The sequence below is a fragment of the Paraferrimonas sedimenticola genome (genome assembly GCF_002282855.1).
GTDB lineage: Bacteria > Pseudomonadota > Gammaproteobacteria > Enterobacterales > Shewanellaceae > Paraferrimonas > Paraferrimonas sedimenticola.
Genome location: NZ_NRIR01000003.1, coordinates 23,438 through 48,076, shown reverse-complemented (window position 1 = coordinate 48,076; position 24,639 = coordinate 23,438). Strand labels below are relative to the sequence as shown.

The following is a 24,639-nucleotide window of genomic DNA, read 5'->3' as shown; positions in this document are numbered from 1 at the left end:
AAAATGGTGTGTTGACACTGCTGCCAAATGCCGCAAATAAGCCTGTGGCGGATTGCCTATCAGGGGATAATCAAGCACAATCTCTAGCATAACCACATCAACAAAACCCACGACTAAAAGTCCGCATGAATCAAGCAACTCTCCTATGGCACGACTACGAAACCTGGGGTGTTCATCCAGGTAAAGATCGCCCCGCTCAGTTTGCAGGGATCCGCACCGACCTTGACCTCAATCCCATCGGTGAGCCGATTGAGTTGTTTTGCCAATTGGCGACTGATTACTTGCCGCAACCGGAAGCCATGCTGGTCACTGGGATCACGCCACAACACGCCAATGCCAATGGTCTAGTAGAAGCGGAATTCATAGCCAAAGTGAATCAGCACATGCGTCAGGCCAACACCTGTACCGTGGGCTACAACTCGATTCGCTTTGACGATGAAGTCACTCGCTACACTCTGTATCGCAACTTCTTTGACCCGTACGAGCGGGAGTGGAAGGACAATAACAGTCGTTGGGATTTGATTGATTTGGTGCGCGCTTGTTACGCCTTGCGCCCTGAGGGCATTGAGTGGCCAACCGATGCCGAAGGAAAGCCGACATTTCGACTGGAAAAACTGACCGAAGCCAACGGCATAGGTCATGCCAACGCTCACGATGCGGTGTCCGATGTGTACGCCACCATTGCAATGGCCAAGGCCATCAAGCAAGCCCAGCCTAAGCTCTACGATTACGGGTTTAAACTGCGCCGCAAACAAGCCGTAGAACAACAGCTCGACGTGTCTAAACTGACACCGCTGGTCCACATCAACTCTCGCTATGGCGGCTGGCAAGGTTGCTGTTCATTAGTTGCGCCGGTATTGCGCCACCCCACCAACCGCAACGGCGTGGTAATGGTAAACCTCACTCAAGACATTCAACCTTTGCTGGATTTAACCCCAGAGCAACTGGTCGAGCACTTGTATACCCGCAACAGCGACATCAAAGTGCCTGTGAGCCAATTGGCCGTGAATCAAAGTCCGTTTGTGGCGCCGGCCAGTACCTTACAAGACGAGAGTGCTGAGCGCTTGGGGATCGACAAGCAATTTGCAAGACAGCAATATCGCACCTTGATTCAGCATCAGGGAATCATTCGCGAGAAACTGGCGCAAATGTTCGAGCAACCAAGAGAGTTCGAGCCTCAGCAAGATACCGATTTGATGCTTTACTCCGGTGGCTTCTTTAGCGAAGCCGACAAGGCCAAAATGGCGATTATTCGCGACACCCATCCGTCCAACTTAGCCGCGCTGTCGCTGAAGTTTGACGACGCTCGTCTAGACACCATGCTGTTTTTGTACCGAGCGCGTAACTACCCCTACGCTTTAAGTGAGTCGGAACTTAGCCGCTATCGTCAACATTGCCAAAGCCGCTTGAACGACCCAGACTATATGGTGCGTTTACAAGATTTGTTTGAGCAACACCAAAATCATCCAAAGAACTTGGGACTGCTCAGTCAGCTCAAGCTCTATCTTCAATCTCTTTAATATTTGGTCGCCATGAATCCAGCCAAGTCGCCGCAGCAATTGGCGCTGCAAACCCTACCAATTTCGTTAGCCGACGCTTTGTCGTCCATGTTAGGAGAAGGGGTTACCCATTGTTTTAGCGCCACCCAATTTCAGACTCTGCAAGAAATCAGCGGTATGGGCCAAGTTGAGCTTAGCCAGGCGCTGTTGCCCTTCGCTGCCAGTTACTCCCAGCCATTTGTGTCAGGCTTTAAAGTCGGTGCATTGGCTCAAGACGATCAGGGCCGTTGGTTTATAGGTGCCAACCTAGAAATCCCCAATGAAGCACTTAACCACTCGCTGCACGCTGAGCAGTCGGTATTGCACAACGCCTGGTGCCATGGCGCCCGTCGCTTGCTCCACATCACCATTAACGCTAGCCCATGCGGCCACTGTCGCCAGTTTTTGAACGAAGTGGCGGATGGTGCTGCCATGCAGGTTTCGATTCCTCAAGGGCAGCGTCAGTTGGGCCAGTTACTGCCAGACAGCTTCACGCCTGCGGATCTGGGTGTTGAGCAACCTTTATTGGTTCATCACGGCGCTGAGTTGGCTCACGACAGCGAGGATACCTTAACTCAGTTAGCCATTACTCAGGCCAACGCGAGTTACGCCCCCTACTCCAAGAATTACGCCGCTATCGCCCTTGAAACTGCTAGCGGCCAACAATTTTTTGGTCGATACGCCGAAAATGCTGCCTACAACCCAAGCTTAATGCCGGTGCAGGGAGCCTTATCGCAAATGGCGCTTAGTGGGAATTTTGAACAGCCGATTGTACGCGCCGTTTTGGTGGAGTCGAGTCAGGGAAGCATTTCACTGGCGAACGCCAGTATGGATGCATTGCACGCCATTGCCGACGTGCAGCTGGAACACTGGGTGCTTTAGTCAGTTGCGGCTACATTGCCAATAGGGCTTGTGACAACAACCAAGCGATAGCAATAAAGCTTACCGCACTCACTGGTATGGCATAGTCAAAACCCGCGTGCGCTTGAACTTGAGCCGGCTGAGGTCTTTTGGGTTGGTGTTTCATAGGAGTCACCTGTTGCTGTCTGCTGTGCATGGGCCTTGCCATTGGCTTAGCCGCACTTTCTACTGCTTTAGTGTTAGCCACCGTCGGGGGGGCCGCCTGAGGCAGTTTGTACCGGATTGCCTGCTGAGTACTTAAGCTCTTATCGTATTCACGCCGTTTATCCGGATCCGAAAGGACAGCATAAGCCAGGTTCAACTGCTGCATGAGCTCATTAGCTAAATTCTTACCCAACACACTAGTGTCGGGATGATAGCGACGCGACAACACCTTATACGCCGATTTCACCAAGGCGCCATCCGCCTCTGGGTCTAACAACATGGTCTGGTAGTGATTGGTCGCGTTCATGGCTTACTTTCCAAGTGGCTGTTCGTAGTAAAGAACTTGAGTTAAGTACATGAGTTAACTATGAAAGACCTCACTCGTTTGCGCTGTGTCCTGCGCACCACCCATTGTGTTTTGGCCAGAACTTTTCTGTTCCTGTTTGTGTGTTTTACTCTGAGCAGCAACACACTTTTGAACTAAGCTAAAAGCGCAGCCATAAACTCAAGGAAACGACGATGGGATATGTAGACGGCTATCTGTTGGCAGTGCCGAAACAAAGCAAACAAGACTATTTAAACCACGCTAAAGTGGCGGCAGAAGTGTTTAAAGATCACGGTGCGATTAGTGTTACCGAATGCTGGGGTGACGATGTTCCGCCGGGTAAACTCACCTCTTTTCCTTTGGCGGTGAAAGCCAGTGAAGACGAGGTGGTGGTATTTTCTTGGATAACTTGGCCTTCCAAAGACGTTCGTCAGGCCGGAATGGCGAAAGCTATGGAAGACACGCGCCTGCACCCAGATAACTGTCCAATGCCCTTTGACGGTCAGCGCGTGGTATTCGGTGGCTTTGAAGTGATGATGCAAGCTTGAGCTTGCATCATATGAGTTAGCCTAAAAGGCCTTAGTCGGCGTGCCTTGGTGAAAGACTATTTGCCACTGTTTGCCGTTTTTGCGCCAAATTGAGCTGCGCAGTGAATAGTTGATGTGGGCTTCGTTGGCCCTTTGCAGGCTGGCGCGATAAATGATCTGTGCCAAGCCCTCACCCAATTTACGCACGCGAAAGCCATGGGTATCCACCCTAGGTGACGTTTCGCTGGGCAGACGTTGCATCACCTCTGTTTTACCAAAGGCAACACCTGAGCTACCAAACTCAAAGAAATCATCCGCCAGATACTTATCTAACGCCATAGCATCCGCTCTCACCTCTGGCTTAAGCAGATGCAACTCGAGTTCAATTAAGGACTGTTTTAAGGCTTCATCCATGATGGCACCCAGCTAACACCTTGTTTACTTGCGATTTTGTTCCAGTCTAGCAATTAACGACGAGGTATCCCAGCGACTGCCGCCAAGATTTTGCACTTCAGCATAGAACTGATCGACTAAGGCCGTCAGTGGCAATTGAGCCCCATTGCGGCGCGCTTCGTCTAGGGTGATCCCTAAGTCTTTGCGCATCCAGTCCACCGCAAAGCCAAAATCAAACTCATCTTTGAGCATGGTTTGGTAGCGGTTTTCCATTTGCCACGACTGCGCCGCACCTTTAGAGATCACCTCAACCACTTTCTCGCCGTCTAACCCTGCCGACTTGGCAAAATGCAGGCCTTCGGCCAAGCCTTGCACCACACCGGCGATACAAATCTGATTAACCATCTTAGCCAGCTGACCGCTACCCACGTCACCGAGTAATTCCGCGCAACGAGCAAAACTGTCAATCACAGGACGAGCTCGCTCAAAGGCGGCTGGTTCGCCCCCCATCATTACCGTAAGAACCCCATTTTCAGCACCGGCCTGGCCGCCGGACACGGGCGCGTCGAGAAACGCGATATCACGTTTGGCAAACTCAACTGACAATTCACGGGCCACATTGGCTGACGCGGTAGTGTGATCTACCAAAATGGTACCTGAGGTCATACCGTGCAGCGCGCCTTGCTCACCGACTGTCACTTGGCGTAAATCGTCGTCATTGCCCACGCAACAAAATACGATTTCCGCACCTTCAGCTGCGGCTTTTGGCGTGGTTTGGTAAGCACCGCCATGCTCGGCAGCCCAAGCCTCGGCTTTTGCCTGAGTTCGATTGTAAACCGTGACCTGATGGCCGGCGTTAACCAAATGCCCTGCCATGGGATAACCCATAACGCCCAGACCTAGAAAGGCGACTTTTGCCATTCGCTACTACTCCATAGTTGAAACACTTGCTGATATTGAACCACCGCTGCAGGATTGGGCTCGAGGCGTAGAAGAACTTGTGTCATTCGGCTTCGAGCACTCGACAGGTCGGGATACACTCCACTTCCGACCGCAACGCACATCGCCGCTCCTAGTGCTGACGATTGATGGGTTTGAATCACTTCTGCCGGTAGATTAAAGACATTCGCCAGCATTTGCACCACAAATTGATTTTGGCTACCACCGCCGCTAACTCTAAGGCGCTGAATAGAATCCGTTTTGCACTTAAGTACCGAGCTCGATTGACGCTTGAGTGTAAACGCAATGCCCTCGAGTGCCGCTTGGTACAAGTGCCAACGAGTGTGATTAACTCGCCAACCGTGCACACTCCCGCTGGCGTTTGGGCCTGGAAAAACGATGCCCGGTGCCCAAGTGGGATTTAAGCGCAAGCCATCGGCCCCCGGGGGCATCTTCGCCAAGCGCTCTAAGATATAGGTTTCAACGCTCACGCCCAGTTCTGAAGCACGCTGGCAATCTTGCTGGCCAAACTGGTCGATGAAATAGCGAAACAACCACATACCTCTTTCCAGCTGTATTTCGACGATGTGCTGGTTGGGGTCAATCGAGCAAAATGCGGGCAAGTATCGCAAGGCCTCGCGATAGCCTTTGCGCTCCAGACTCAAAGTCGCCGCTGAGCCCAAACTCAGATTGAGAACTCCAGCATCACCTCCGCCGGTGGCATAAGACTCACAGGCTTTATCTGCACCTGCGGCATACAGCATCAAACCTTCAGCTAGCCCTGCCTCGCGAGCAAATTCAGGGGTTAGCGGGCCTACTGGGCTTGTCGGTGAGATGAGTGTTGGCAACCATTGAGGCTTAATCGCTAGCGCTTGAAATCGCCAGTTTCGAGTGGTGTACCAACGACGTTGGCGAAAGTTAAAAGGCAAATAGCCCACTTGAGAGGCTTCGCTGTCCTGCCATTTTGCTGTCATACGCCAGTGCAGATAACCGCTAAGCTGCTCGAGTTTGGCTGTGTTATTCAGAGTTTGAGGTTGATGCTCGGCCAGCCAGTTAACCAGCGCTCGTTGGCGCAAGAAAGCAATTCGTTTAGACACTCTTACCAGCGCGAAACCCAAGCGGTAATACCAAGCCATTGGCTTTAGCCGGTGCGCCATGCGTTGATCAGACCAGTGCACAAGCGGGGTCAACGGGCGATTTTCAGCATCTAAAAACAGGCAGCAATTGCGCTGAGTGGTTAAGGCCATGCCTTTGAGCTGATTGAGCCCCGAGTGTTGCTGGTTCACCAGCTGTCGAATGGCGCTGACTAGGGTTTGATAGCAGTCTTCAGGGCGGTACTCACACAAGCCAGCACTCGGGTCAGATGCTTCAATCGGCCTAGGTGTAGGCAACTGGGCTTGGTCAAGCACCCCGCCTTTGGCGTTAATGAGCAGCGCGCGCACGCTTTGGGTGCCGTAGTCCAAACTGACAAATGTTGGCGTGTCCTTCGCGCTGTGCGCCATGTTTGCTTCCTGCATAAAAAAACCGACATTCAGTGTACTGAATGCCGGCCTTCGCTGCCAATCCTTCACTAACAAGAGCGTAGCGTTATTCGCCGTGGGGCAGTTCGTCCATTTGCTTGGCAATTTCTTTGCGCATGTCCATTAACTTCTCGGCGCCAGCGTGTAAGCGTTTGTCGTCTTCAGTCTCTGGCAGCCATTTTGGCACAGGTACCGGATGACCCGACTCGTCTACGGCCACCATCACGATAATGCAATTGGTGGTTTTGCGACGATGAGCTGATTTAGGGTCAGCGGCGTACACGTCGATAGCAATGTGCATCGAGGTACGCCCGGTGTAGATAACCTTGGCTTCAAGTTCCACCAGGTTACCCACGTGAACCGCTGATACAAAGCGAATACCACCGACGTAAGCCGTCACACAATAGCGTCCACTCCAGCCGGCAGCACAAGCATAACCAGCTAGGTCGATCCACTTCATCACAGCACCACCGTGGACTTTACCGCCAAAGTTTACGTCCGTCGGTTCTGCCAAAAAACGCAGAGTTAATGAGCGTTTTGGGTCCATGTAAGTTAGGCCTTTTTGAACAGCAAAGAGCCGTTAGTGCCACCAAAGCCAAACGAGTTACACAAGGCGTACTCAAGCTCAGCTTCTACCGCGCCATTGGCCACGAAATCCAAGTCACAGCCTTCATCTGGATTATCCAGATTGATGGTTGGCGGGATCTTCTGGTCGTGCAGTGCCATCGCAGTAAAGATGGCTTCGACCGCACCAGCTGCGCCCAACAGGTGTCCGGTCATGGACTTAGTTGAGCTGACTTTCAAGTCGTAAGCGTGCTCGCCAAATACGGTCTTAACCGCTTGAGCTTCGGCTTTATCACCGGCAGGGGTAGAGGTGCCGTGAGCGTTAATGTAACCCACTAGGGTTTTATCAATTCCCGCATCAGCAACGGCATTTTCCATTGCTAGAGCTGCACCGGCACCATCGGCCGGAGGTGACGTCATATGGTGAGCATCACCACTCATACCAAAACCAACCAACTCAGCGTAAATGGTTGCGCCACGAGCCACTGCGTGCTCGTACTCTTCAACCACCATGATGCCTGCGCCCTCGCCCATCACGAAACCATCGCGGTCTTTGTCCCATGGACGGCTGGCCGCTTGTGGGTCATCGTTGCGAGTAGAAAGTGCTTTTGCCGAAGCAAAGCCACCAATCGCCATTGGCGTGGTTACCATCTCAGAACCACCGGCTACCATGACATCCGCATCACCATAGGCAATACAACGGGCGGCAAAGCCAATGTTGTGAACGCCTGTGGTACAAGCAGTAGTGACAGCGAAGTTAGGCCCAGTCATGCCGTATTGAATCGACAAGTGGCCAGCAATCATGTTGATAATGGTGCTTGGAATAAAGAAAGGCGAAATCTTGCGAGGACCGCCATTAAGGTATGACTGATGGTTCTTCTCAATCAGCTCAAGTCCACCAATACCGGCGCCAATTGCGGTACCTACGCGATGCTTAGCCAGCGAATCCATATCCAGACCTGAGTCTTTGATGGCCTGAATAGAGGCGGCTAACCCGTAGTGAATGAAGGCGTCCATTTTGCGCGCTTCTTTGCGCGGCACGTATTCGCTAACGTCAAAATCTTTAACGCAAGCAGCGATTTGACAGGCGAAGTCAGTCGCGTCAAAACGCTCAATTTTACCTACGCCACTGGTACCGGCCAGCAAAGCACTCCAAGTGCTATCTAGGTCGTTTCCTACTGGAGTTACAGCACCCATACCTGTGATAACGACACGGCGTTTGCTCATGGCTCACTCCTTTAAATTAATAATTGTGGAATTATAGGATGTCACAAACAAAAACAGGCGGCGCGAGGCCACCTGTTTTAGCGATTCTTGTGCTTACTGATTGTTGTTTACGTAATCAATAGCAGCTTGAACGGTAGTGATTTTCTCAGCTTCTTCGTCTGGAATCTCAGTATCGAACTCTTCTTCCAGAGCCATAACCAGCTCAACAGTGTCCAGAGAGTCAGCACCTAGATCGTCAACAAAAGACGCTTCTGCTTTTACGTCTTCTTCTTTAACGCCTAGTTGTTCAACGATAATCTTACGTACACGTTCTTCGATGTTGCTCATGTTATTTTATTCCCATTAATTTACGCACTTGCGTAGGTTGCGAGTAGTTTATTCTATTTCGATTTTAATGCAAGTCGGAAAATTCTGGTCTAACCACGAAAATACCATCCGAATCACACTTTTTAGCCACTCGTTCGTTACAGTTCAATGCACAAGTGCATTAAACCATGTACATACCGCCATTCACGTGCAAAGTTTCGCCTGTGATGTATCCAGCGGCGTCAGACGCCAGGAAAGCAACCGTATTTGCAATTTCCTGAGGTTGGCCCAAGCGCGCCATTGGCACCTGAGACATAATTCCTGCTTGTTGATCTTCAGTCAACTCGTCAGTCATGTCAGTTTGAATAAAACCAGGCGCAATCGCGTTTACCGTGATGTTGCGGCTAGCCACTTCGCGTGCCAATGACTTAGTGAAACCAATCAGACCGGCTTTCGCCGCTGAGTAGTTCACCTGACCTGAGTTGCCCATGGTACCGACAACAGAGCCGATGTTAATGATACGACCGCTACGGCTCTTCATCATTGGACGCAGTACTTGCTTAGACAAGTGGAATACCGCGCTTAGGTTAGTTGCAATGATATCGTCCCATTCGTCGTCTTTCATGCGCATCATCAAATTATCGCGGGTGATGCCTGCATTATTCACCAAAATGTCGACTTGACCGGCTTTTTCTTTGATTTGCGCGAACAACTCAACGATTGAGTCTTTGTCGGTCACGTTCAGTACCAAACCATGGCCTTTGTCGCCTAGGTAATCGTCAATCGCTAGTGCACCGCGCTCACTGGTCGCAGTACCGATAACGACCGCACCGGCGTTGGCCAAAGTCTCGGCAATTGAACGGCCGATACCACGGCTAGCACCGGTAACCAGGGCTACCTTGCCATTCAGATCCACAGATAAACTCATGCTGTTTTCCTTTTAGATATTATTCTTGCCCAACTGCATCAAGTGCAGCTTGGGTATTCATCACGTCGCTTTGCAACGCTTTGTTAATTCGTTTGGTTAGTCCGCTAAGCACCTTGCCTGGGCCGCACTCAACTAGAGTTTCCACACCGGCTTCTGCCATGGCGTTAACCGACTCAGTCCAACGTACCGGACAGTACAACTGGCGTACTAACGCGTCTTTGATCTCTGCCGCGCTTTGAACTTGGGCCACATCGACATTGTTGATAACTGGAATTGCAGGCGCGCTAAACTCGATAGACTCTAGCGCAACCGCCAGTTTGTCAGCGGCAGGCTTCATCAGAGCGCAGTGGCTAGGCACGCTTACAGGTAGAGGCAAAGCACGCTTAGCACCCGCTTCTTTACACAGCACGCCTGCACGTTCAACCGCTGCTTTTTGACCCGCGATAACCACTTGGCCTGGGCTGTTGTAGTTAACCGGTGATACCACCTCACCTTGCGCTGCTTTCTCACAAGCGGCAGCAATCGCGTCATCAGCCAAACCGATAATGGCGTACATAGCGCCTTCACCAGCGCCAACCGCTTGTTGCATCAACTGACCGCGTAGCTCAACTAGCTTAACCGCGTCTTTAAAGTCGATAACACCCGCGCATACCAACGCCGAGTACTCGCCTAGGCTGTGGCCGGCCAACAAAGCTGGCTGCTCACCACCGCGGGCTTGATAGCTGCGCCACAGAGCAACACTTGCGGTTAGCAAGGCAGGCTGAGTTTTGTCGGTCTGGTTTAGGTTTTCCGCTGGGCCATTTAGCACCAAGTCGGTTAGGTCGTAGCCCAGCGCGTCAGACGCTTCTTGGAAAGTCTGGTTGACCACTGCTGATGATTCGATAACGTCGGCTAACATGCCAACGCTTTGCGAGCCCTGTCCAGGGAACACAAATGCGAGTTTAGACATTATTCTTATTCCTTAAAATTTGACGAGTGCGGAGCCCCAGGTAAAACCTGCTCCGAATGCTTCTAACAGCAAGGTTTGTCCTCGCTGAATACGACCATCGCGGACCGCCTCATCCAGTGCAATAGGCACGGATGCCGCTGAGGTATTGCCGTGACGATCAAGCGTCAGCACTACCTGGTCTAATTCCATATTCAATTTTTTAGCCGTGGCTTTAATGATGCGGAAGTTGGCTTGGTGTGGCACCAACCAATCGATATCCGATTTCTGCATATCGTTGGCATTAAGCGTCTGCTCAACCACGTTAGCCAGTTGCGTCACCGCAACCTTAAACACTTCATTGCCCGACATGTGAATGTACTCTTCTGCTTTACCGCTTTCAACGGTGCGCTGTGGGAATGAGCACTTCAACAAATCGCCGTGCTTACCATCGGCGTATAGATGAGTCGACAAAATGCCTGGCTGCTCTGATGCACCAACCACGGCGGCACCTGCGCCATCACCAAATAGGATGATGGTTGAGCGGTCGTCGCTGTGGCACAGGCGCGACAATACGTCAGCACCAATCACCAACACCTTTTTAGCAGCACCTGTCTTGACGAACTGATCCGCAATCGAGATGGCATAAATGAAACCCGAACAGGCCGCCGCTACGTCGAAACACGGAATGTTGCGCACGCCCAGCATGGATTGAATATCGCAAGCCGCTGCCGGAAAAGCATTATCACCACTGGTGGTGCCCAGAATGATCATGTCCAACTCTTGCGGGTCAATGTCAGCCATCTCTAGCGCCTTTAGCGCCGCCTGATGACCCATAGATGCCACAGACTCGTGACTTGCAGCGATACGCCGCTCTGATATGCCAGTGCGCTCGACAATCCATTGATCGGACGTGTCTACCATCTTTTCCAGATCTTGGTTGCTACGCACTTGCTCTGGCAGATAGCTGCCAGTGCCTAGAATTCTTGTATACATAGGATCTACAGGTTGGTTTTATCCAACAATACTTGTTCCAATCGGTCTGTCACTTGTTGCTGCAGCGCGACTTCAACTTCGGCCTTAGCCAGCTGAATCGCACGCAAAAATGCCGCTTGGTCGGCATTACCGTGACTCTTAACTACAATGCTGCGCAATCCTATCAAACTTGCGCCATTGTACTGGTCGGGGTTCAGGCGATTGAGACTGGCATCGAGTTTTTTTGCGAATACCTTCGCAAGAAGTCGACGCCAAGGCGAGCCTTGAATGCTGGCTCGGATGTGATGTGACAGCAGACGTGCGACCCCTTCACTACTTTTTAACGCTATGTTGCCAACAAAGCCATCGCAGACGATGACATCGACGTCACCGCGATACAAGCGATCGCCTTCGATAAAACCAGCGTAATTCAGTTGCGGGGTTTCTTTGATGAGTTGCGCCGCTTGTTGAACTTGGTCGTTACCTTTGATTTCTTCGGTACCGACGTTCAGCAGCGCAATTTTTGGATTCTGGATACCATTGACCGACTCGGCAATCGCCGAACCCATCACAGCAAATTGAAACAGGGTTTCGGAATCACACGAAATGTTGGCGCCCAAATCCAGCAAATAGGTGGTGCCACCACTATGGGTTGGCAGTCCGGTAATCAAGGCTGGGCGGTCAACCCCTGGCAGGGTCTTAATTAACACCTTGGCCATGCTCATCAGCGCGCCGGTATTACCCGAACTGACACAAGCATCGGCGGTACCGTCGGCCACCAGTTCGAGCGCAATACGCATTGATGATTGTTTTTTGTTGCGCAGTGCCGAAAGCGGACGCTCGTCCATACCCACCACTTGAGCGGCGTGTACGATTTGAAGTCTAGGGTGTTGTTGCGCCTGATGACGACGCAGTAAGTCACCGAGCAGCGACTCATCGCCAACTAAAAGAATGTTTAGTTGAGGGTAAAGCGCGAGTGCCTGCACGACGGCAGGCACTATCACTTGGGGGCCATGATCGCCCCCCATGCTATCTAACGCAAGCGTCAGATCAGTCATCCAGGGTCAACTTACTTGTTGATAACCTTTTGACCACGGTAGAAACCGTCTGCAGTCACGTGGTGACGCAGGTGCTTCTCACCGGTTTGGCTGTCGGTTGACAGTTGAGTGGTAGTCAACGCATCGTGAGAGCGACGCATGCCACGCTTTGAACGGGTTTTACGATTCTGTTGTACGGCCATCGACCTAATCTCCTGATTACTTGCTCTTCAGCTTTTCTAACACGGCAAACGGATTTGGACGTTCCTCTTGCACCTCTTCGATCTTGCCTACGGTAAGATCTTGGCTGCCAGTATTGCACTCACCTTCTTGGTGGGTAGCAATGATTGGCATGGCGACAATCAGCTCATCTTCGATTAACTGATGTAAGTGAACTTCACCATAGTCATTCACTTCAATTGGATCATACATATCCGGGAGCTCATCGATTTCTGCTCCATCCTTTACAGGCGTGAAACAAAAGTCGACCATTACCTCTGTGTTAAATGGCGTCATACAGCGTTGGCATTCCAAAGTGAGCTCCGTCACAGCCTTCCCTTTCAGGTAGACTATCCCTTGGATATCAACACCGCACGTCAGTGACACCGTCACTTCGGAACAGTCGCCGGCGCTAGCCCCGTTCAGCCGCTTCATCTGACCACCTGGGATAACTCCCTGATAATCTAATCGCTTATTAGCAGCACGAACCGGGTCTAAACTTACCGGTATCTTAATTTGTTGCATAGGCGCGCATTCTCAAACAATCCGCACAGGTGGCGCATTCTACCGAGCCTAGGGCCATTGTCAAGGGATCCAACGCCGCTTTAGCCCTATAAGTGTGGGCATTTTAACGCTAGAGGTGACAACTGGCTTTTTTCTGGCCTTGATAGTGGTTTAGCGCCACAGTAAGCTAGGCCAACTCTTCTTATCTTCGCACCAATGGGTGCGTCATGACAAATGCGAAATCACCATGTCTAAGAGACTCATTTTAGCTTCAACTTCGGTTTTTCGAAAAGCCATTCTCGACAAGTTGTCTCTCCCCTTTGAAACCGCTAAGCCGCAAGTGGACGAATCCCCGCTTGCGGGCGAAACCGCTATTGAGCTGGTTGAGCGTTTGGCTATCGCCAAGGCTCGTGCGGTTGCTCAAGAATATCCTGATGCCTTAATTATTGGCAGCGATCAGGTGGCCTTAAACCAAGAGCAGATTCTGGGTAAGCCTGGCGACCACCAAAACGCGGTTACTCAGCTTAAAAACGCCAGTGGCAAGGTTGTCACCTTTTACACAGGTCTATGTCTGTATAACAGTGCTAACGACACCTACCAAAGCTTGGTAGAGCCCTTTGAGGTTCGCTTTAAAGAACTGTCAGAGGCTCAAATTGAGGGCTATTTAAAAACAGAGCAGCCTTATCAATGCGCCGGTAGCTTTAAAAGCGAAGGCCTGGGTATCGCTTTGTTTGAGCGCTTAAACGGGCGTGACCCCAATACCCTTATCGGTCTGCCGACCATTAGCTTAGTTGAGCTGTTGGCCAACGAGGGCTGGGATGTACTTGAGTCCCTCGCCTAGTCTCTAAGTCCAAATCACAAAAAAGCCAAGGAGAGTCAATCACCTTGGCTTTTTTTATTGGGATAATCCTAAGGGTTAGGCTGGCTGAGCAGCACCTGCGGGTACGTTGACCTCTTCTTCTTTGTCAGCAAAGGCTGCGATACAAACGTCACCTGATACGTTCAGGCCAGTACACAGCATGTCATTCAAACGGTCGATGGCCAGAAGCAGAGGAATCGCAGCCAGTGGAATACCGGCAGCCATCATCACAGGAATGGTCAGCAGTGCCGCGCCTGGAACACCGGCAACACCCATGGCCGCCAACAAAGTGGTCAGGATAATTGCAATGTACTCAGCTGCACCCAAGTCGATACCGAAGATGTTGGCACTGAATACCGCACTTAGCGAGAACAGAGCAGCGGTACCGGCCATGTTGATGGTACAACCTAGGGGTACAGTGAAGCCCAATACCGAAGGCTTAACGCCCATCTTCTTCACGTTTTCCATAGTAATTGGCAAAGTGGCCGCAGAACTACAGGTAGAGAAAGCGAACAGTGCTGGCTGGCGAACGGCGCGGAAGTACTGAGCAACAGTGAAGTTAGTGCCGTACTTGATAACTAGCGGGTAAACCACGAATACAAACGTCAGTGGAACCAAAGCCAGAACACCTACGAAGCTCAACAGCTCAGTCATCAAACCCAAACCGTGGCTGCCTACAGCATCAGCAATCAAAGCAAATACACCGATTGGCGATAACAGCATAACCTTTTGGATCATCCAAATCATCACGTCGCGACCCGCGTCTACGGTAGAACGCAGTGATTCGGTTTTTTCACGTGGAAGTGCATTGATGCCCAGACCAAAGAACACGCCAAAGATAAGTACGTGAATAATGTTGCCCGAAGACATGGCATCCATGATGTTGTTTGGTACGAAGCCCTGGACCATCTCCCAGATACCCGGTGCCGCTACTGGCTCAACGTTGTCGGTCAACACCGATGCGTCAATACCTGTGCCAACGCCAGTGATGTTGCCGAAGAAAGCGCCCATAGAGGCAGCCAATAGCGTCGCACAGGCCACAAAGCCCAAAGTACGAGCACCGATGCGCTGCGCCGCTTTACCATTACCTAGACTAGAAGTACCAGATACCACTGAGAACAAAACCAATGGAATAACCATTAGAATCAGTAGCGACATGAAGATTGAGCCCAATGGCGCAATGATTTCTACTTTATCGCCAAAGATGGTTCCGGTAATGGCACCCAGCACCATCCCGACCAGTACTAAAACCCCTAGGTTTTTAAAAATTTTCATTAAGATCCCCTGCTATCTTATTGCGGCTGTATTTGTGATTGCCAAATTGGGTACACCAGTCTGCGCCAGTGTTACGCTTACCAATTCGGTAGAGGATTCTTTTATCATTAGGAACTAATATTCCATATAGCCCGTTCGAATTCTTTCGGGTTTTAACCACATTTGTTTCAGTTAACGCTAAACCATATACCGAACTAACCTGCTCTCAACCTATTCTCACAAGCTTGTTAACGAATCTAAAATTTAGCCAAAAAAACCGAGTTCTTAAAACTCGGTTTTATGTGAAGTCGCGCAGTCACTCAATCCATTAAAGGCCAAATCACTATGTGGTCCTGAAGCTCTTTTACTCCAGTCTCGCAAACGGTTTTACCTTGCACAGATTTTTGCTTTTTGTGCATCTTGCGCTTATCACCGGCAATCAAGTAATGCCAATTCGGTAGGTCTTCACCAAAGTACAAGCGTCGATAAGCGCAGGTGTTGGGTAACCAATCTAGCTCCGCCACATTCTCCGGAGTAATGGTGACGCAATCGGGAACATAGTCGAAGCGGTTTTGGTATTGCTTACACTGACAGGTTTTGTTGTCGAGCAGCTTGCAGCGCACCTCGGTGTAATACAGGTCATCGGTATCATCGTCGATGACCTTGTTTAAACAACACTTGCCGCAGCCGTCACACAGGGACTCCCACTCTTGCGGAGTCAGTTCCTGTAAAGTTTTACGACGCCAGAAGGCGTCGATTGGGTCTCGCTTCATGTCACTCTCAAGCTATCACTGGAACTTAATTCGATCCGCTAAGTATCCAATGCTTAATGTCTGATAATGGCTGCTATCCGAGCGCATTAGTAATCGATAGTTTGGGTAGGCCAAATAAATGCGCCCTTCAACCCCATCGGGCACCAGAAGTCCGGCACTCAAATCGTCGACTTTAGGAAGATCCCTACCGTCCCAGCGACGCACGCCGGCTTGCTGCCACTCTGTCATGGATTGTAGTAAACCCAAATTGAAATGCTGTGGCTCAACCGGTGCAGTTAGTGTGACCTGACGTCCCCAGGTGCGATCCGCTTGCCAGCCCTGCTGTTTGAGTTCATTAGCTAAAGTGGCATAAGCATCGGCTTCGCTGTTCCAAACGTCCAGCTTACCGTCTTCGTCAAAATCCACACCATAGTTGAGCAACTGCTCAGGGCTCATTAACAAAGGTCCCATCTGACCATGGCGATTTGAGCGCAAGCGCTCCAGCGGCACTTTGCCCTGATCAATCAGCGCCAACGCTGCCAGAATCTGCTTTGACCAAAACTCATTTTGCGGCTCTTCAGCACCCTTGGCGACTAACACGGACAACGCAGGAAAGTCCCCCTGCCCTTGACCAAAGTCGGTTTCAAGCGCCCAACGGGCGACCAAGAAACGCCCAGGTACAGAATAGGCTTGTTGAATTCGGTGAAATAGGGCTTCACGGCGATTAAAGTAATCTCTGGCACGAGTGACTTTATTGAAGTCCACTTCAAGCGCTAAATACTGGTCCAAGCTTTCCGGTGAGCTCACCTCTTCTGCCGCTTGGTTAACTGAGACGCTTCGAAAGCGTTTGACTTGCGATAACGCTTGCTGACCTTTGCTACCAATACCAGCCGCTTGCGCTTGCACTCGAACCTGCTTGAGGTAGTCAGAGTGCGACATAGAGGTGGATTGAAGATTCGCTAGTGCGCTGGCAGAGCATACGCACAACAAGAGCAATATATAACGCATACCTATCCCTGTTTGCCGAGTCAGTTACTGGTCGCCGTTCTCGGCTCGCTGTTGTTGTAAGTGTTGCTTTAACAAATTATCTTGCGGCGGCGGCAGTTGCAAATAAAAGCCTTTTTCTAGCAGGTCATCCCGCACCTTTTCAATATCGGCAATCGCCAACTTGTCCAGCTTTTGAATCGGCAACATCATCACGAATAACGGAGTGCCAAAGAGTTTGCGCAATTCATCGGGCAGACAAGAAAAATCGTCTTTGGTCTTCATGTATAAATAGGTATCGGCTTTACGGGAGCTTTTGTATACCGCACACAGCTTCATGTTAGCTTTCCTACTGGGGCTATTTTAAAAACGCGCTACTATACCATCGCACAGGCGAGCAGGCTAAAAATTCAGTTTCAGGGCTTCAATCGGCTCGGCGAGTAGTTCGCCTCGCCATCCAGTCAACACCATGGGCAGCTCACCGGTTTGGCCCTGGTGTCGCCATACCAAGTATTGGTGTAACAAACGCTTAGGCGCCAAGGTTTCAATGGCCACCACTTTTTCTTCGGCGATTTCTGTGCTGCAGTTTTTCAGGCGTTTTAACACACTTTTGTAGCCAGGAGCCAATGCCACTTGCTCGAACGCTTCAGGTAAATCGTCAAAATCTGTTTCTTCAATGCAGCGCAATAACGCTTTGCCATGACGACGCTTTTCGTGATCGCCAAGCACAGTTAACTGGTTTAACTGATTTAGCGATTTGGGTTGGGTGATTGCCAACTCCATCAAACCCGCGTCTTTAACCACAAACCCTAACGCCGAGTTGCGCTTCAGCGCTTGATTCATGCGCCAGCTAGCTAACTCGCGCAACACCGCCAATTGATGAGGGTTAAGTTTGGCAGCCCCTTTGACCTTGCGATAAGCCGCTTCTGGGTTTGGAGTTACCAAACGGCCACTGGCCAACCGCTGACACTCTTGACGAAGCCAGCCCTGACGTCCTTTTTCTTCGATTTCTCTGGCCAAGGTGGGATAAATTTGATGCAAATACAGCACGTCGTTGGCCGCGTAATCCAGCTGTGCTTGCGACAACGGACGTTGGGTCCAATCAGTGCGAGATTCACCCTTATCAATCACAATGCCCAAGTGCTGCTCGACTAACTTGGCGTAGCCTAGCGCTGCGCCATGACCCAACAAGGCGCTAGCGATTTGAGTGTCGAACAGAGGTTCAGGAATGCACTTGCCGTAACAAGCGAAAACGTCTAGATCTTCGCTACAACTGTGCAGAACTTTGATGATATTGGGGTTGGTCAGCAGCGCCCAAAATCCCGACAAGTCTAGGCCAACTCTAGGGTCGATAAGCGCTAATTGTTTTCCGTCGTAAACCTGAATCAAACCGAATTCGGCGTAGTACGTACGTGTGCGCACAAACTCGGTATCGAGCGTCAACACTGGGGCATCCTGATAGCTAGCAATTAACGCGTCTAGCGCGGGTTGCTCAGTGATCACTTGGTAATTGGACAAAAACACATCTCCCTAAAACAATGCAGCTGGCCTAGGCCAGCTGCATCTTCTCGACTAACTGTCTTCGCGCAGCATGCGCCTTAGAATCTTGCCCACATTGGTCTTGGGCAACTCGTCGCGAAATTCTACGTGCTTTGGAACCTTATAGCCAGTCAGGCTTTTGCGGCAATGAGCAATTACCCCCTGCGCATCCAGCTTAGGATCTGACGACACAACCACCAGCTTAACCTCTTCGCCAGATACCGGATGAGGCACGCCGATCGCCGCAGCTTCAATGATATCTGGATGGGTCACAGCTACGTTTTCCACTTCGTTCGGGAAAACGTTAAAGCCCGACACCAAAATCATGTCTTTTTTGCGATCCACAATAAAGGTGTAGCCGGTTTCGTCCATGTAACCCACGTCTCCGGTAGACAACCAGCCATCCTGGTCAACGGTTTCAGCGGTGGCTTCAGGTCGCTTCCAATAGCCTTTCATCACCTGTGGACCACGCCCCTGGATTTCGCCTGTCTCGCCGATTGACAACGGCTGACCATTATCGTCAACGATGCGAATCTCAGTACCTGGAATAGGCAAGCCAATCGAGCCATTGTAAGCCGGTAGATTCCAAGGGGCCGCTGTCAGTACAGGCGAGCTTTCGGTCAAGCCATAACCTTCGAGCAAACGACAGTTGGTGATCTTCTGCCATTTCTCGGCAACCGCTGCTTGAACCGCCATACCACCGCCTAGCGACATTTTTACTTTGCTAAAGTCGAGCTTGGCAAAATCTTCGTTGAGCAGCAGCGCGTTGAACAGGGTGTTCACACCGGTAATGCAAGTAAATGGATACTTTTGCAGGTCCGCCACAAACGCCGGAATGTCTCTTGGGTTAGTGATAAGAATATTGTGACCGCCCTTTTTCAAGAACAGCAGTCCGTTCACTACCAGTGCAAAGATGTGATAGAGCGGCAGCGCCGTAATCACCATTTCCTCATTGTCGATCAACAGGTCATGGTAGTACTGATCTACTTGGTTGAGGTTGCTCACCACGTTTTTGTGAGTCAGCATGGCACCTTTGGATACGCCTGTAGTACCACCTGTGTATTGCAAGAAGGCCAAATCGTCTTGGTCGATTTTCGGCTTAACGTACTGTAAGCGGCGACCTTTTTTAAGCGCGTTTTTGAACGATTTAGCACCAGCAATATTGTACTTAGGCACCATCTTTTTGACGTACTTGACTACGAAGTTAACTAAAGTGCCTTTAGCCGCACCCAGTTGGTCACCCAAAGATGTAATCAGAACGTGCTTAACTGGAGTTTCCTTGATGACCTTCTCAACCGTGCCACCAAAGTTGGATACCACGACTAAAGCGCTGACATCGGCATCCACCAACTGATGCTTCAATTCGCGAGGGGTGTACAGAGGATTAACGTTAACGACAACCATACCCGCGCGCAGTACACCAAACAGTGCAATGGGGTATTGCAGTAGGTTAGGCATCATCAAAGCAACGCGATCACCCTTTTGCAGCTTGAGGTCGTTTTGCAAATAGGCGGCGAACGCTCGGCTTTGCTCTTCAAGACCGCGGAAGGTCAGAGTTGCCCCCATGTTGTCGTAGGCCGGGTTATCAGTGAAACGCCCAACTGCCGTCTCAAACACATCAATCAGTGTTTCGTTGTCGCTGCTGCTTAATTCGGCCGAAGTCCCTTCGGGGTAGCTATTGATCCATGGTTTTTCCACCAGATTCTCCTTCAACTCATTTATTCGTATTGTTTTTTGAGATTATGTTGACGCTAGTTGGCAGCCGCCTAGTGTGACCAATATCACACAGTTAGAGTAAAAGTTCTAGCGATTCTCAAGCCACTCGATGATAGCTTGAGCAACCGCTTCACCAGACTGCATATGACAGTGATGTCCACCAGCCACTTGCCCTTTGGTTAGCTGTCTTAGCCAGCTCTGACGCTCAAGGGCATAGCGCCAAGATTTGTGTTCGCTGTCCGCCCCTTGAATCAGTAAGGTTGGCGTATCTAAGGGTGCCATTAACTGCTGCGCTTGGCTTTGGCTCATCTTAATTGGTGATGCGCCTTTAAGCCGAGGGTCGCTGCGCCAGTACCAGCGCTGTTCACGCTGCTCAAGATTGCGTTTAACCAGCGGTGCCGCTTGCTCCGGCGTTAGCGCTGACACTTTGGCACGAGCTGCTATCACTCTATCTAGGTCCACCGGTTTGAGACTCGGCGATTTGCCGATAAAACTCTGATGTTGGCGAACACTGTTTAGCAACTGCTCGCGCATCGCCGACTCATCGCCAGTAACCGGTCCAAAACTCTCAATTAGCACTAAGCGCTCAACCGCCTGTGGCTCAATAGCGAGATAAGCTGCAGCGATAATGCCACCCAGCGAGTGTCCCACAATTGCCACAGGGGCTTTGGGTAACTGTTCGAGCAAGCAGGCCAAATCTAGCAGGTAGTCAGCCCACTGATAGGGGTATTGCCCCGGTCTGTGGTCCGAGTGCCCGTGTCCCGGCCAGTCTGGACACAGCAGATAATAGTCATTGGCTAAGTGTTGTGCCAAGGGCGCAAAAGTTTCCGAATTATCCAGCCAGCCGTGCAAACACAGCAATAAGGGTTTGTTTGAGTCGCCCCACGCTTGCGCTTTGAGTCGGGTTGGTCCTCGCTCGAAACTCCATGATTCGCTCATTCGCTCTCCTTCGCTCAAGTGGTGCGTCTGACTTTAGTAAGGCGCAACCAACTTCTGTACAGGCACCACAAGGCCAATCCAAACCAGATTATCACCCAAACAAACGCGGGTATTAGAGTGAGTTGCGCCAATAAATGGGCGTCTCCTTGGGTGCCCGGTAGCAACAACACCCACGGACTTTTTAATGCGTTAAGAAGCACTGTCATGCCGACCAACTGCAATATCAAGCCCAAGGTTTGGTGACTTTGCCAGCGCAAAGGCAAGCAAAACAGCAGCATTAAACCTAAAACAATCAACAGGGTCAGCAGATCTCTGCTCCAAAATACCAAACTTGTGAGCAACAGCAATAAAACCACCGCACAAATCGGTTTGGCCATTCGAGGCGACGCGGCAACGATAAGAATGGCACTGCCCCACAAAGCGGCACCGGCATAACCGCTAAAGGCAATCACCGGCTTCCAACCGCCCAAGCTCATCACTAAGCCTGCGCCATTGGGTTCGAGCTGCATCGATTGCACTGAGCCGCCAGTGGCAACTGTGGCTAGCGCGTGCGAGGCTTCATGGAAAAAGGTTTCTAACCAATTAAAGGGAATGCCGATAATCGGCAATTCTGAGAGGATGGCAGCAGTTATTAAAAGTCCGAAAAAACTCAACTGCTTAGACATATATATCCACCCCGAGCAGCTGCGTCAGGGCATCGCGCTCGGCAAAGTGTTGAGTGGTTTGGTATTGCGCCAGCGCTTTTAGTTGCTGAGGTGCGATAGCGTCGTATTCTAGCTTGGCTTTCTTGGCAGTACTGAGGCTCGGTAAGTTCGCCGGCGGTGAAGTAAGCTGTGATGAGGTTTGGTGATATTGCGCCGCAACCTCACCCTTTCCCGCGTTAGCACTTGAACTAGTGCCTTGCTGGCTGACAATGGGGTGAGTTAGCGGCGTCAAATTCATGGGTTACTCACGTCCCGGCAACTTTTTCCAAGTCACTTGATTGCGCAAATACACAGGTTCAATCGACTCAACATCGCTCCACTGGTCTTGCTGTGCGGCGATCTCCACCATAGCAGCGGCGTTTGGATACTTAACTGTGTCGCTTAGAGACAATCCTTGGCTCAAGGACAAAAGCTCTGGATAAGCGTCGAAGCCTGTGCCCACTGCCACTGCAGAGCCTTCAAATGAGACTTGCTGCTCGGCCAATTGCGCAGGCGAGATGACTTGCTCTTCGCCAACTAATACAGCGCGGCCGTCTACTAGCTGATAGTGCCCCCAATATACCTCGCCCATTCGAGCATCAATTGCACACAAGGCTTGTTGAGTATTGGCAGCACGCATGGCTTCGAGCGCCATCGCGGCTAGCGTCGACACCCCTTGGGTTGCCAAATCGGCGCCCAACGACAAGCCCTGCGCCATGGAAGTACAGATGCGAATGCCAGTAAAACTGCCCGGCCCACGTCCATAAACCAATCCGTCAATGTCAGCTAAGGTCAATTGATTGCGCTGCAGCAAGTCTTGCACCATAGGCAGAAGTCGTTGACTGTGGCTACGCGGTGCCTGCTCTGCAAGATGATCGATTTTGCCATTTTGCCAAAGCGCCACAGAGCACAACTCGGTGCAGGTATCGATGGCCAGATAGGTTTGGGTCATTGTAACTCTCTTAAAAAAGCAAACGCTTGGTCTCTGTTTTGAGTGCGTGGCATGGGCGGCAAACTGGTCAACAGTTTTTGGCCGTAATCCCGATTGTGGATCCGTGGATCGCATATTACCAGTAAGCCACGTTGCTTTTCACGCCTAATCAACCGACCCGCCCCTTGTTTGAGCTCCCAACAGGCCAAGGGCAATGCAATTTGTTCAAATACTTGCGAATCTGGCAAACCGAGGCTGGCTTGCAACCCACTTAATTCCGGTGCATCGGGCGGTAAAAACGGCAGTTTGTCGATAAGGGTGCAACGCAGATTGCCCGGGTCTAAATCTATGCCCTGCCAAAAGGTGCGACTGGCCAGCAATACGCAGTTGCCCAAGAGTCGAAAGCGCTGCAGCAGTTGCTGAGGCGGGAACTGCCCTTGTACTAGCACATTCAGACCCGAGTTATGCAGAGCAGTGGCCACTTGCTTCATGGCGTCTAAGCTGGTGAATAGAGCCAGAGTTCGCCCTTGTGCAGCGCAGGCCAGCGACTCGATTAACTCGGTTAAATACCCCACTCGACGAGTATCGCTGATATCAGGGGCACTAGACTCATACAATAACAAGGCCTGCTCCTGGTAGTTAAAGCTGAGCGCGAGTTGTTGGCTGGGAAGCTCTTCAAGCGATAATGCAGTTTTAATCGGCCCAAAATCTTCCCCAGCCGCGAGACTGGCAGAAATTAACACCTTGGCGTCAGACAGTGCTTGCCAGAGTTGCTGCCAGCGAACCTTCGGCGTGCTATCTACCAAGCGATACAAAGGCCAAGCGCCGTCAGAGCTGACTTGCACCGTGATCACTTGTTCGGGTGACATGGCGCACTCTAGCGTCAGCTGGGTCATATGGGTTTGCTGTGCCAGAGGCTCAAGCTCAGGCCAAGCGGTGAGTAACTCAGGCCAGGCGCGGTTCACCGCCATCAATTGACCAAACCAGCCGGTTGCGCGATTAAGCCAATCCAGTGGCGACTCTTGAATTTGAGGCTGTTGCTCGACCAGTGTAGTGGCCAATTGCTGCAAGGCTTGGTATTGCTCGTTTAAGCCCACCTGATTGATGTCCACCAGCTCTGTCAGCCAGTCCGGCCAATAACTTACCCAACCTAGATAACTCTGCTGACTCAAAAGTTGCCAGCCCAAACTTGGCAAGCGATGAGCTTCATCGAGAATAACCGCACGCTCTGATAACCCAGACTCCGCTATGGCTTTTGGATTGGCCGCAAACAAGCTCAGTAGCCAATGCTGGTTGACCACCAACACATCGGCACTATCGGCGGACTCTTGCAATCTTTGGTAACCACACTCGCTAAACTTGGGACACTTAGCGCCGGTACACGCTTGGTGACTTGTGGTGACACTGCGGCGTAGCTCTGTGGGAATATTAGCCGCTCGAAATAACTCGAGATCGCCCCAGTTATCTCGATAGTTTTGAAAATACCAATGGTCGAGTTGCCACAAGACTTGCTGCGATGACTCGCTAAATGCCTGCGGGGTGGATTGGGCGCGCACTAGCGCTTGCGGGCACAGGTAATTTCGCCGCCCCTTCAACGCCACGGCACTGATGGGCCGTTGCAGTGCTTGAGATGCGATAGGAATATCTTGATTGAGCAGTTGTTGCTGCAGTGCTTTAGTGGCGGTGACCACTAACAAGCGTTCGTTGCAGCTCAAACCCGCGATCAAATACGCCAAGGACTTACCACAGCCGGTTGGGGCTTCAATCAAGCCTCCACGATTATCTGCAAACCACTGAGCAATTTGCTGAGCGCACGCCAACTGGCTTTCTCTCGGCCAATAGCGCGGCAATACCTTAGATATCGCCCCACTATCACCGAAGATACCTTCAAGTTCTAACAATCTAGCTTCTTTACCCAAACCCTTGGCTCGTTCTCATTGAGCGAAATCTTGCGCCATAGTAGCACGGAACTAGGCCCAGTCTGCTCCGG

At 51.1% G+C, this 24,639-nt stretch carries 28 protein-coding genes; 4 read left to right on the top strand and 24 right to left on the bottom strand.

Features of this window, described 5'->3' with window-relative positions:
* The first annotated feature begins 125 nt into the window (after nt 1–125).
* On the top strand, nt 126–1,520 hold the full coding sequence (gene sbcB / locus CLC93_RS06115; RefSeq protein ID WP_095505086.1) for an exodeoxyribonuclease I: 1,395 nt from the start codon (nt 126–128) through the stop codon (nt 1,518–1,520).
* 12 nt (nt 1,521–1,532) lie between these two features.
* Complete coding sequence (gene cdd, locus CLC93_RS06110) at nt 1,533–2,420, top strand: cytidine deaminase (protein ID WP_095505085.1); 888 nt, start codon at nt 1,533–1,535, stop codon at nt 2,418–2,420.
* 10 nt (nt 2,421–2,430) lie between these two features.
* On the opposite strand, the gene CLC93_RS06105 is transcribed toward cdd, so the two are convergent.
* Nucleotides 2,431–2,910: a J domain-containing protein gene (locus CLC93_RS06105; RefSeq protein ID WP_095505084.1), complete on the bottom strand. Its 480-nt coding sequence runs from the start codon at nt 2,908–2,910 to the stop codon at nt 2,431–2,433.
* A gap of 212 nt (nt 2,911–3,122) precedes the next feature.
* Here CLC93_RS06105 and CLC93_RS06100 point away from each other — a divergent pair, with 212 nt between their 5' ends.
* Nucleotides 3,123–3,476, top strand: a complete 354-nt coding sequence (locus tag CLC93_RS06100) for a DUF1428 domain-containing protein (protein WP_095505083.1) — start codon at nt 3,123–3,125, stop codon at nt 3,474–3,476.
* 21 nt (nt 3,477–3,497) lie between these two features.
* Here the strand turns inward: CLC93_RS06100 and CLC93_RS06095 are convergent, their stop codons facing one another.
* From CLC93_RS06095 to yceD, 12 genes are all read right to left on the bottom strand, one after another.
* Nucleotides 3,498–3,869, bottom strand: a complete 372-nt coding sequence (locus CLC93_RS06095; protein ID WP_095505082.1) for a nuclear transport factor 2 family protein — start codon at nt 3,867–3,869, stop codon at nt 3,498–3,500.
* 24 nt (nt 3,870–3,893) lie between these two features.
* Entirely contained in the window at nt 3,894–4,769 is an 876-nt protein-coding gene (locus CLC93_RS06090; RefSeq protein WP_095505081.1) for an NAD(P)-dependent oxidoreductase, read from the bottom strand.
* On the bottom strand, nt 4,748–6,289 hold the full coding sequence (locus CLC93_RS06085; protein ID WP_169902851.1) for an FGGY-family carbohydrate kinase: 1,542 nt from the start codon (nt 6,287–6,289) through the stop codon (nt 4,748–4,750). The genes CLC93_RS06090 and CLC93_RS06085 overlap by 22 nt, the downstream gene beginning before the upstream one ends.
* A gap of 85 nt (nt 6,290–6,374) precedes the next feature.
* Nucleotides 6,375–6,854, bottom strand: a complete 480-nt coding sequence (locus tag CLC93_RS06080; RefSeq protein WP_095505079.1) for an acyl-CoA thioesterase — start codon at nt 6,852–6,854, stop codon at nt 6,375–6,377.
* 5 nt (nt 6,855–6,859) lie between these two features.
* The gene (gene fabF, locus CLC93_RS06075; RefSeq protein WP_095505078.1) at nt 6,860–8,098 is read right to left on the bottom strand and encodes a beta-ketoacyl-ACP synthase II; all 1,239 of its coding nucleotides are present in this window, start codon (nt 8,096–8,098) and stop codon (nt 6,860–6,862) included.
* Between the two features lie 93 nt (nt 8,099–8,191).
* A complete protein-coding gene (acpP, locus tag CLC93_RS06070; protein ID WP_095505077.1) occupies nt 8,192–8,425 on the bottom strand; it encodes an acyl carrier protein in 234 nt (77 codons plus the stop codon).
* 160 nt (nt 8,426–8,585) lie between these two features.
* Nucleotides 8,586–9,332 carry a 3-oxoacyl-ACP reductase FabG gene (gene fabG / locus CLC93_RS06065; protein WP_095505076.1) on the bottom strand — a complete coding sequence of 249 codons (747 nt, stop codon included), beginning with the start codon at nt 9,330–9,332 and terminating at the stop codon, nt 8,586–8,588.
* Nucleotides 9,333–9,351: 19 nt separating this feature from the next.
* Nucleotides 9,352–10,281, bottom strand: coding sequence for an ACP S-malonyltransferase (fabD, locus tag CLC93_RS06060; protein ID WP_095505075.1), 930 nt, complete (start codon nt 10,279–10,281; stop codon nt 9,352–9,354).
* Between the two features lie 12 nt (nt 10,282–10,293).
* A complete protein-coding gene (locus CLC93_RS06055; RefSeq protein ID WP_095505074.1) occupies nt 10,294–11,253 on the bottom strand; it encodes a beta-ketoacyl-ACP synthase III in 960 nt (319 codons plus the stop codon).
* Between the two features lie 5 nt (nt 11,254–11,258).
* Complete coding sequence (gene plsX, locus CLC93_RS06050) at nt 11,259–12,290, bottom strand: phosphate acyltransferase PlsX (RefSeq protein WP_095505073.1); 1,032 nt, start codon at nt 12,288–12,290, stop codon at nt 11,259–11,261.
* An 11-nt stretch (nt 12,291–12,301) separates the two neighbouring features.
* Nucleotides 12,302–12,472: a 50S ribosomal protein L32 gene (gene rpmF, locus CLC93_RS06045; RefSeq protein WP_095505072.1), complete on the bottom strand. Its 171-nt coding sequence runs from the start codon at nt 12,470–12,472 to the stop codon at nt 12,302–12,304.
* Nucleotides 12,473–12,488: 16 nt separating this feature from the next.
* Nucleotides 12,489–13,013 carry a 23S rRNA accumulation protein YceD gene (gene yceD, locus CLC93_RS06040; RefSeq protein ID WP_095505071.1) on the bottom strand — a complete coding sequence of 175 codons (525 nt, stop codon included), beginning with the start codon at nt 13,011–13,013 and terminating at the stop codon, nt 12,489–12,491.
* A 226-nt stretch (nt 13,014–13,239) separates the two neighbouring features.
* Between yceD and CLC93_RS06035 the strand changes: the two genes are divergently transcribed.
* Nucleotides 13,240–13,833: a Maf family protein gene (locus tag CLC93_RS06035; RefSeq protein ID WP_095505070.1), complete on the top strand. Its 594-nt coding sequence runs from the start codon at nt 13,240–13,242 to the stop codon at nt 13,831–13,833.
* Nucleotides 13,834–13,908: 75 nt separating this feature from the next.
* Here the strand turns inward: CLC93_RS06035 and CLC93_RS06030 are convergent, their stop codons facing one another.
* The 11 genes from CLC93_RS06030 to CLC93_RS05980 form a co-directional block, all read right to left on the bottom strand.
* On the bottom strand, nt 13,909–15,126 hold the full coding sequence (locus CLC93_RS06030) for a dicarboxylate/amino acid:cation symporter (RefSeq protein WP_095505069.1): 1,218 nt from the start codon (nt 15,124–15,126) through the stop codon (nt 13,909–13,911).
* 299 nt (nt 15,127–15,425) lie between these two features.
* Nucleotides 15,426–15,878, bottom strand: coding sequence for a YcgN family cysteine cluster protein (locus CLC93_RS06025; protein ID WP_095505068.1), 453 nt, complete (start codon nt 15,876–15,878; stop codon nt 15,426–15,428).
* Nucleotides 15,879–15,893: 15 nt separating this feature from the next.
* On the bottom strand, nt 15,894–16,865 hold the full coding sequence (locus tag CLC93_RS06020) for a lytic murein transglycosylase (protein ID WP_095505067.1): 972 nt from the start codon (nt 16,863–16,865) through the stop codon (nt 15,894–15,896).
* A gap of 24 nt (nt 16,866–16,889) precedes the next feature.
* On the bottom strand, nt 16,890–17,180 hold the full coding sequence (locus tag CLC93_RS06015) for a YcgL domain-containing protein (RefSeq protein WP_095505066.1): 291 nt from the start codon (nt 17,178–17,180) through the stop codon (nt 16,890–16,892).
* A 63-nt stretch (nt 17,181–17,243) separates the two neighbouring features.
* Nucleotides 17,244–18,359 carry a ribonuclease D gene (gene rnd / locus CLC93_RS06010; protein ID WP_095505437.1) on the bottom strand — a complete coding sequence of 372 codons (1,116 nt, stop codon included), beginning with the start codon at nt 18,357–18,359 and terminating at the stop codon, nt 17,244–17,246.
* A gap of 54 nt (nt 18,360–18,413) precedes the next feature.
* Complete coding sequence (gene fadD, locus CLC93_RS06005) at nt 18,414–20,078, bottom strand: long-chain-fatty-acid--CoA ligase FadD (RefSeq protein WP_095505065.1); 1,665 nt, start codon at nt 20,076–20,078, stop codon at nt 18,414–18,416.
* 105 nt (nt 20,079–20,183) lie between these two features.
* Nucleotides 20,184–21,035, bottom strand: a complete 852-nt coding sequence (locus tag CLC93_RS06000) for an alpha/beta fold hydrolase (protein WP_095505064.1) — start codon at nt 21,033–21,035, stop codon at nt 20,184–20,186.
* 14 nt (nt 21,036–21,049) lie between these two features.
* Nucleotides 21,050–21,700 carry a M50 family metallopeptidase gene (locus CLC93_RS05995; RefSeq protein ID WP_095505063.1) on the bottom strand — a complete coding sequence of 217 codons (651 nt, stop codon included), beginning with the start codon at nt 21,698–21,700 and terminating at the stop codon, nt 21,050–21,052.
* The gene (locus tag CLC93_RS05990; protein ID WP_095505062.1) at nt 21,693–21,977 is read right to left on the bottom strand and encodes a hypothetical protein; all 285 of its coding nucleotides are present in this window, start codon (nt 21,975–21,977) and stop codon (nt 21,693–21,695) included. Before CLC93_RS05990 ends, CLC93_RS05995 begins: the two co-directional genes overlap by 8 nt.
* Before the next feature lie 3 nt (nt 21,978–21,980).
* Nucleotides 21,981–22,670, bottom strand: a complete 690-nt coding sequence (gene tsaB / locus CLC93_RS05985) for a tRNA (adenosine(37)-N6)-threonylcarbamoyltransferase complex dimerization subunit type 1 TsaB (RefSeq protein ID WP_095505061.1) — start codon at nt 22,668–22,670, stop codon at nt 21,981–21,983.
* Nucleotides 22,667–24,550 (bottom strand): ATP-dependent DNA helicase, encoded by a 1,884-nt coding sequence (locus CLC93_RS05980; RefSeq protein WP_169902848.1) that lies wholly within the window; start codon nt 24,548–24,550, stop codon nt 22,667–22,669. Before CLC93_RS05980 ends, tsaB begins: the two co-directional genes overlap by 4 nt.
* Nucleotides 24,551–24,639 lie beyond the last annotated feature (89 nt).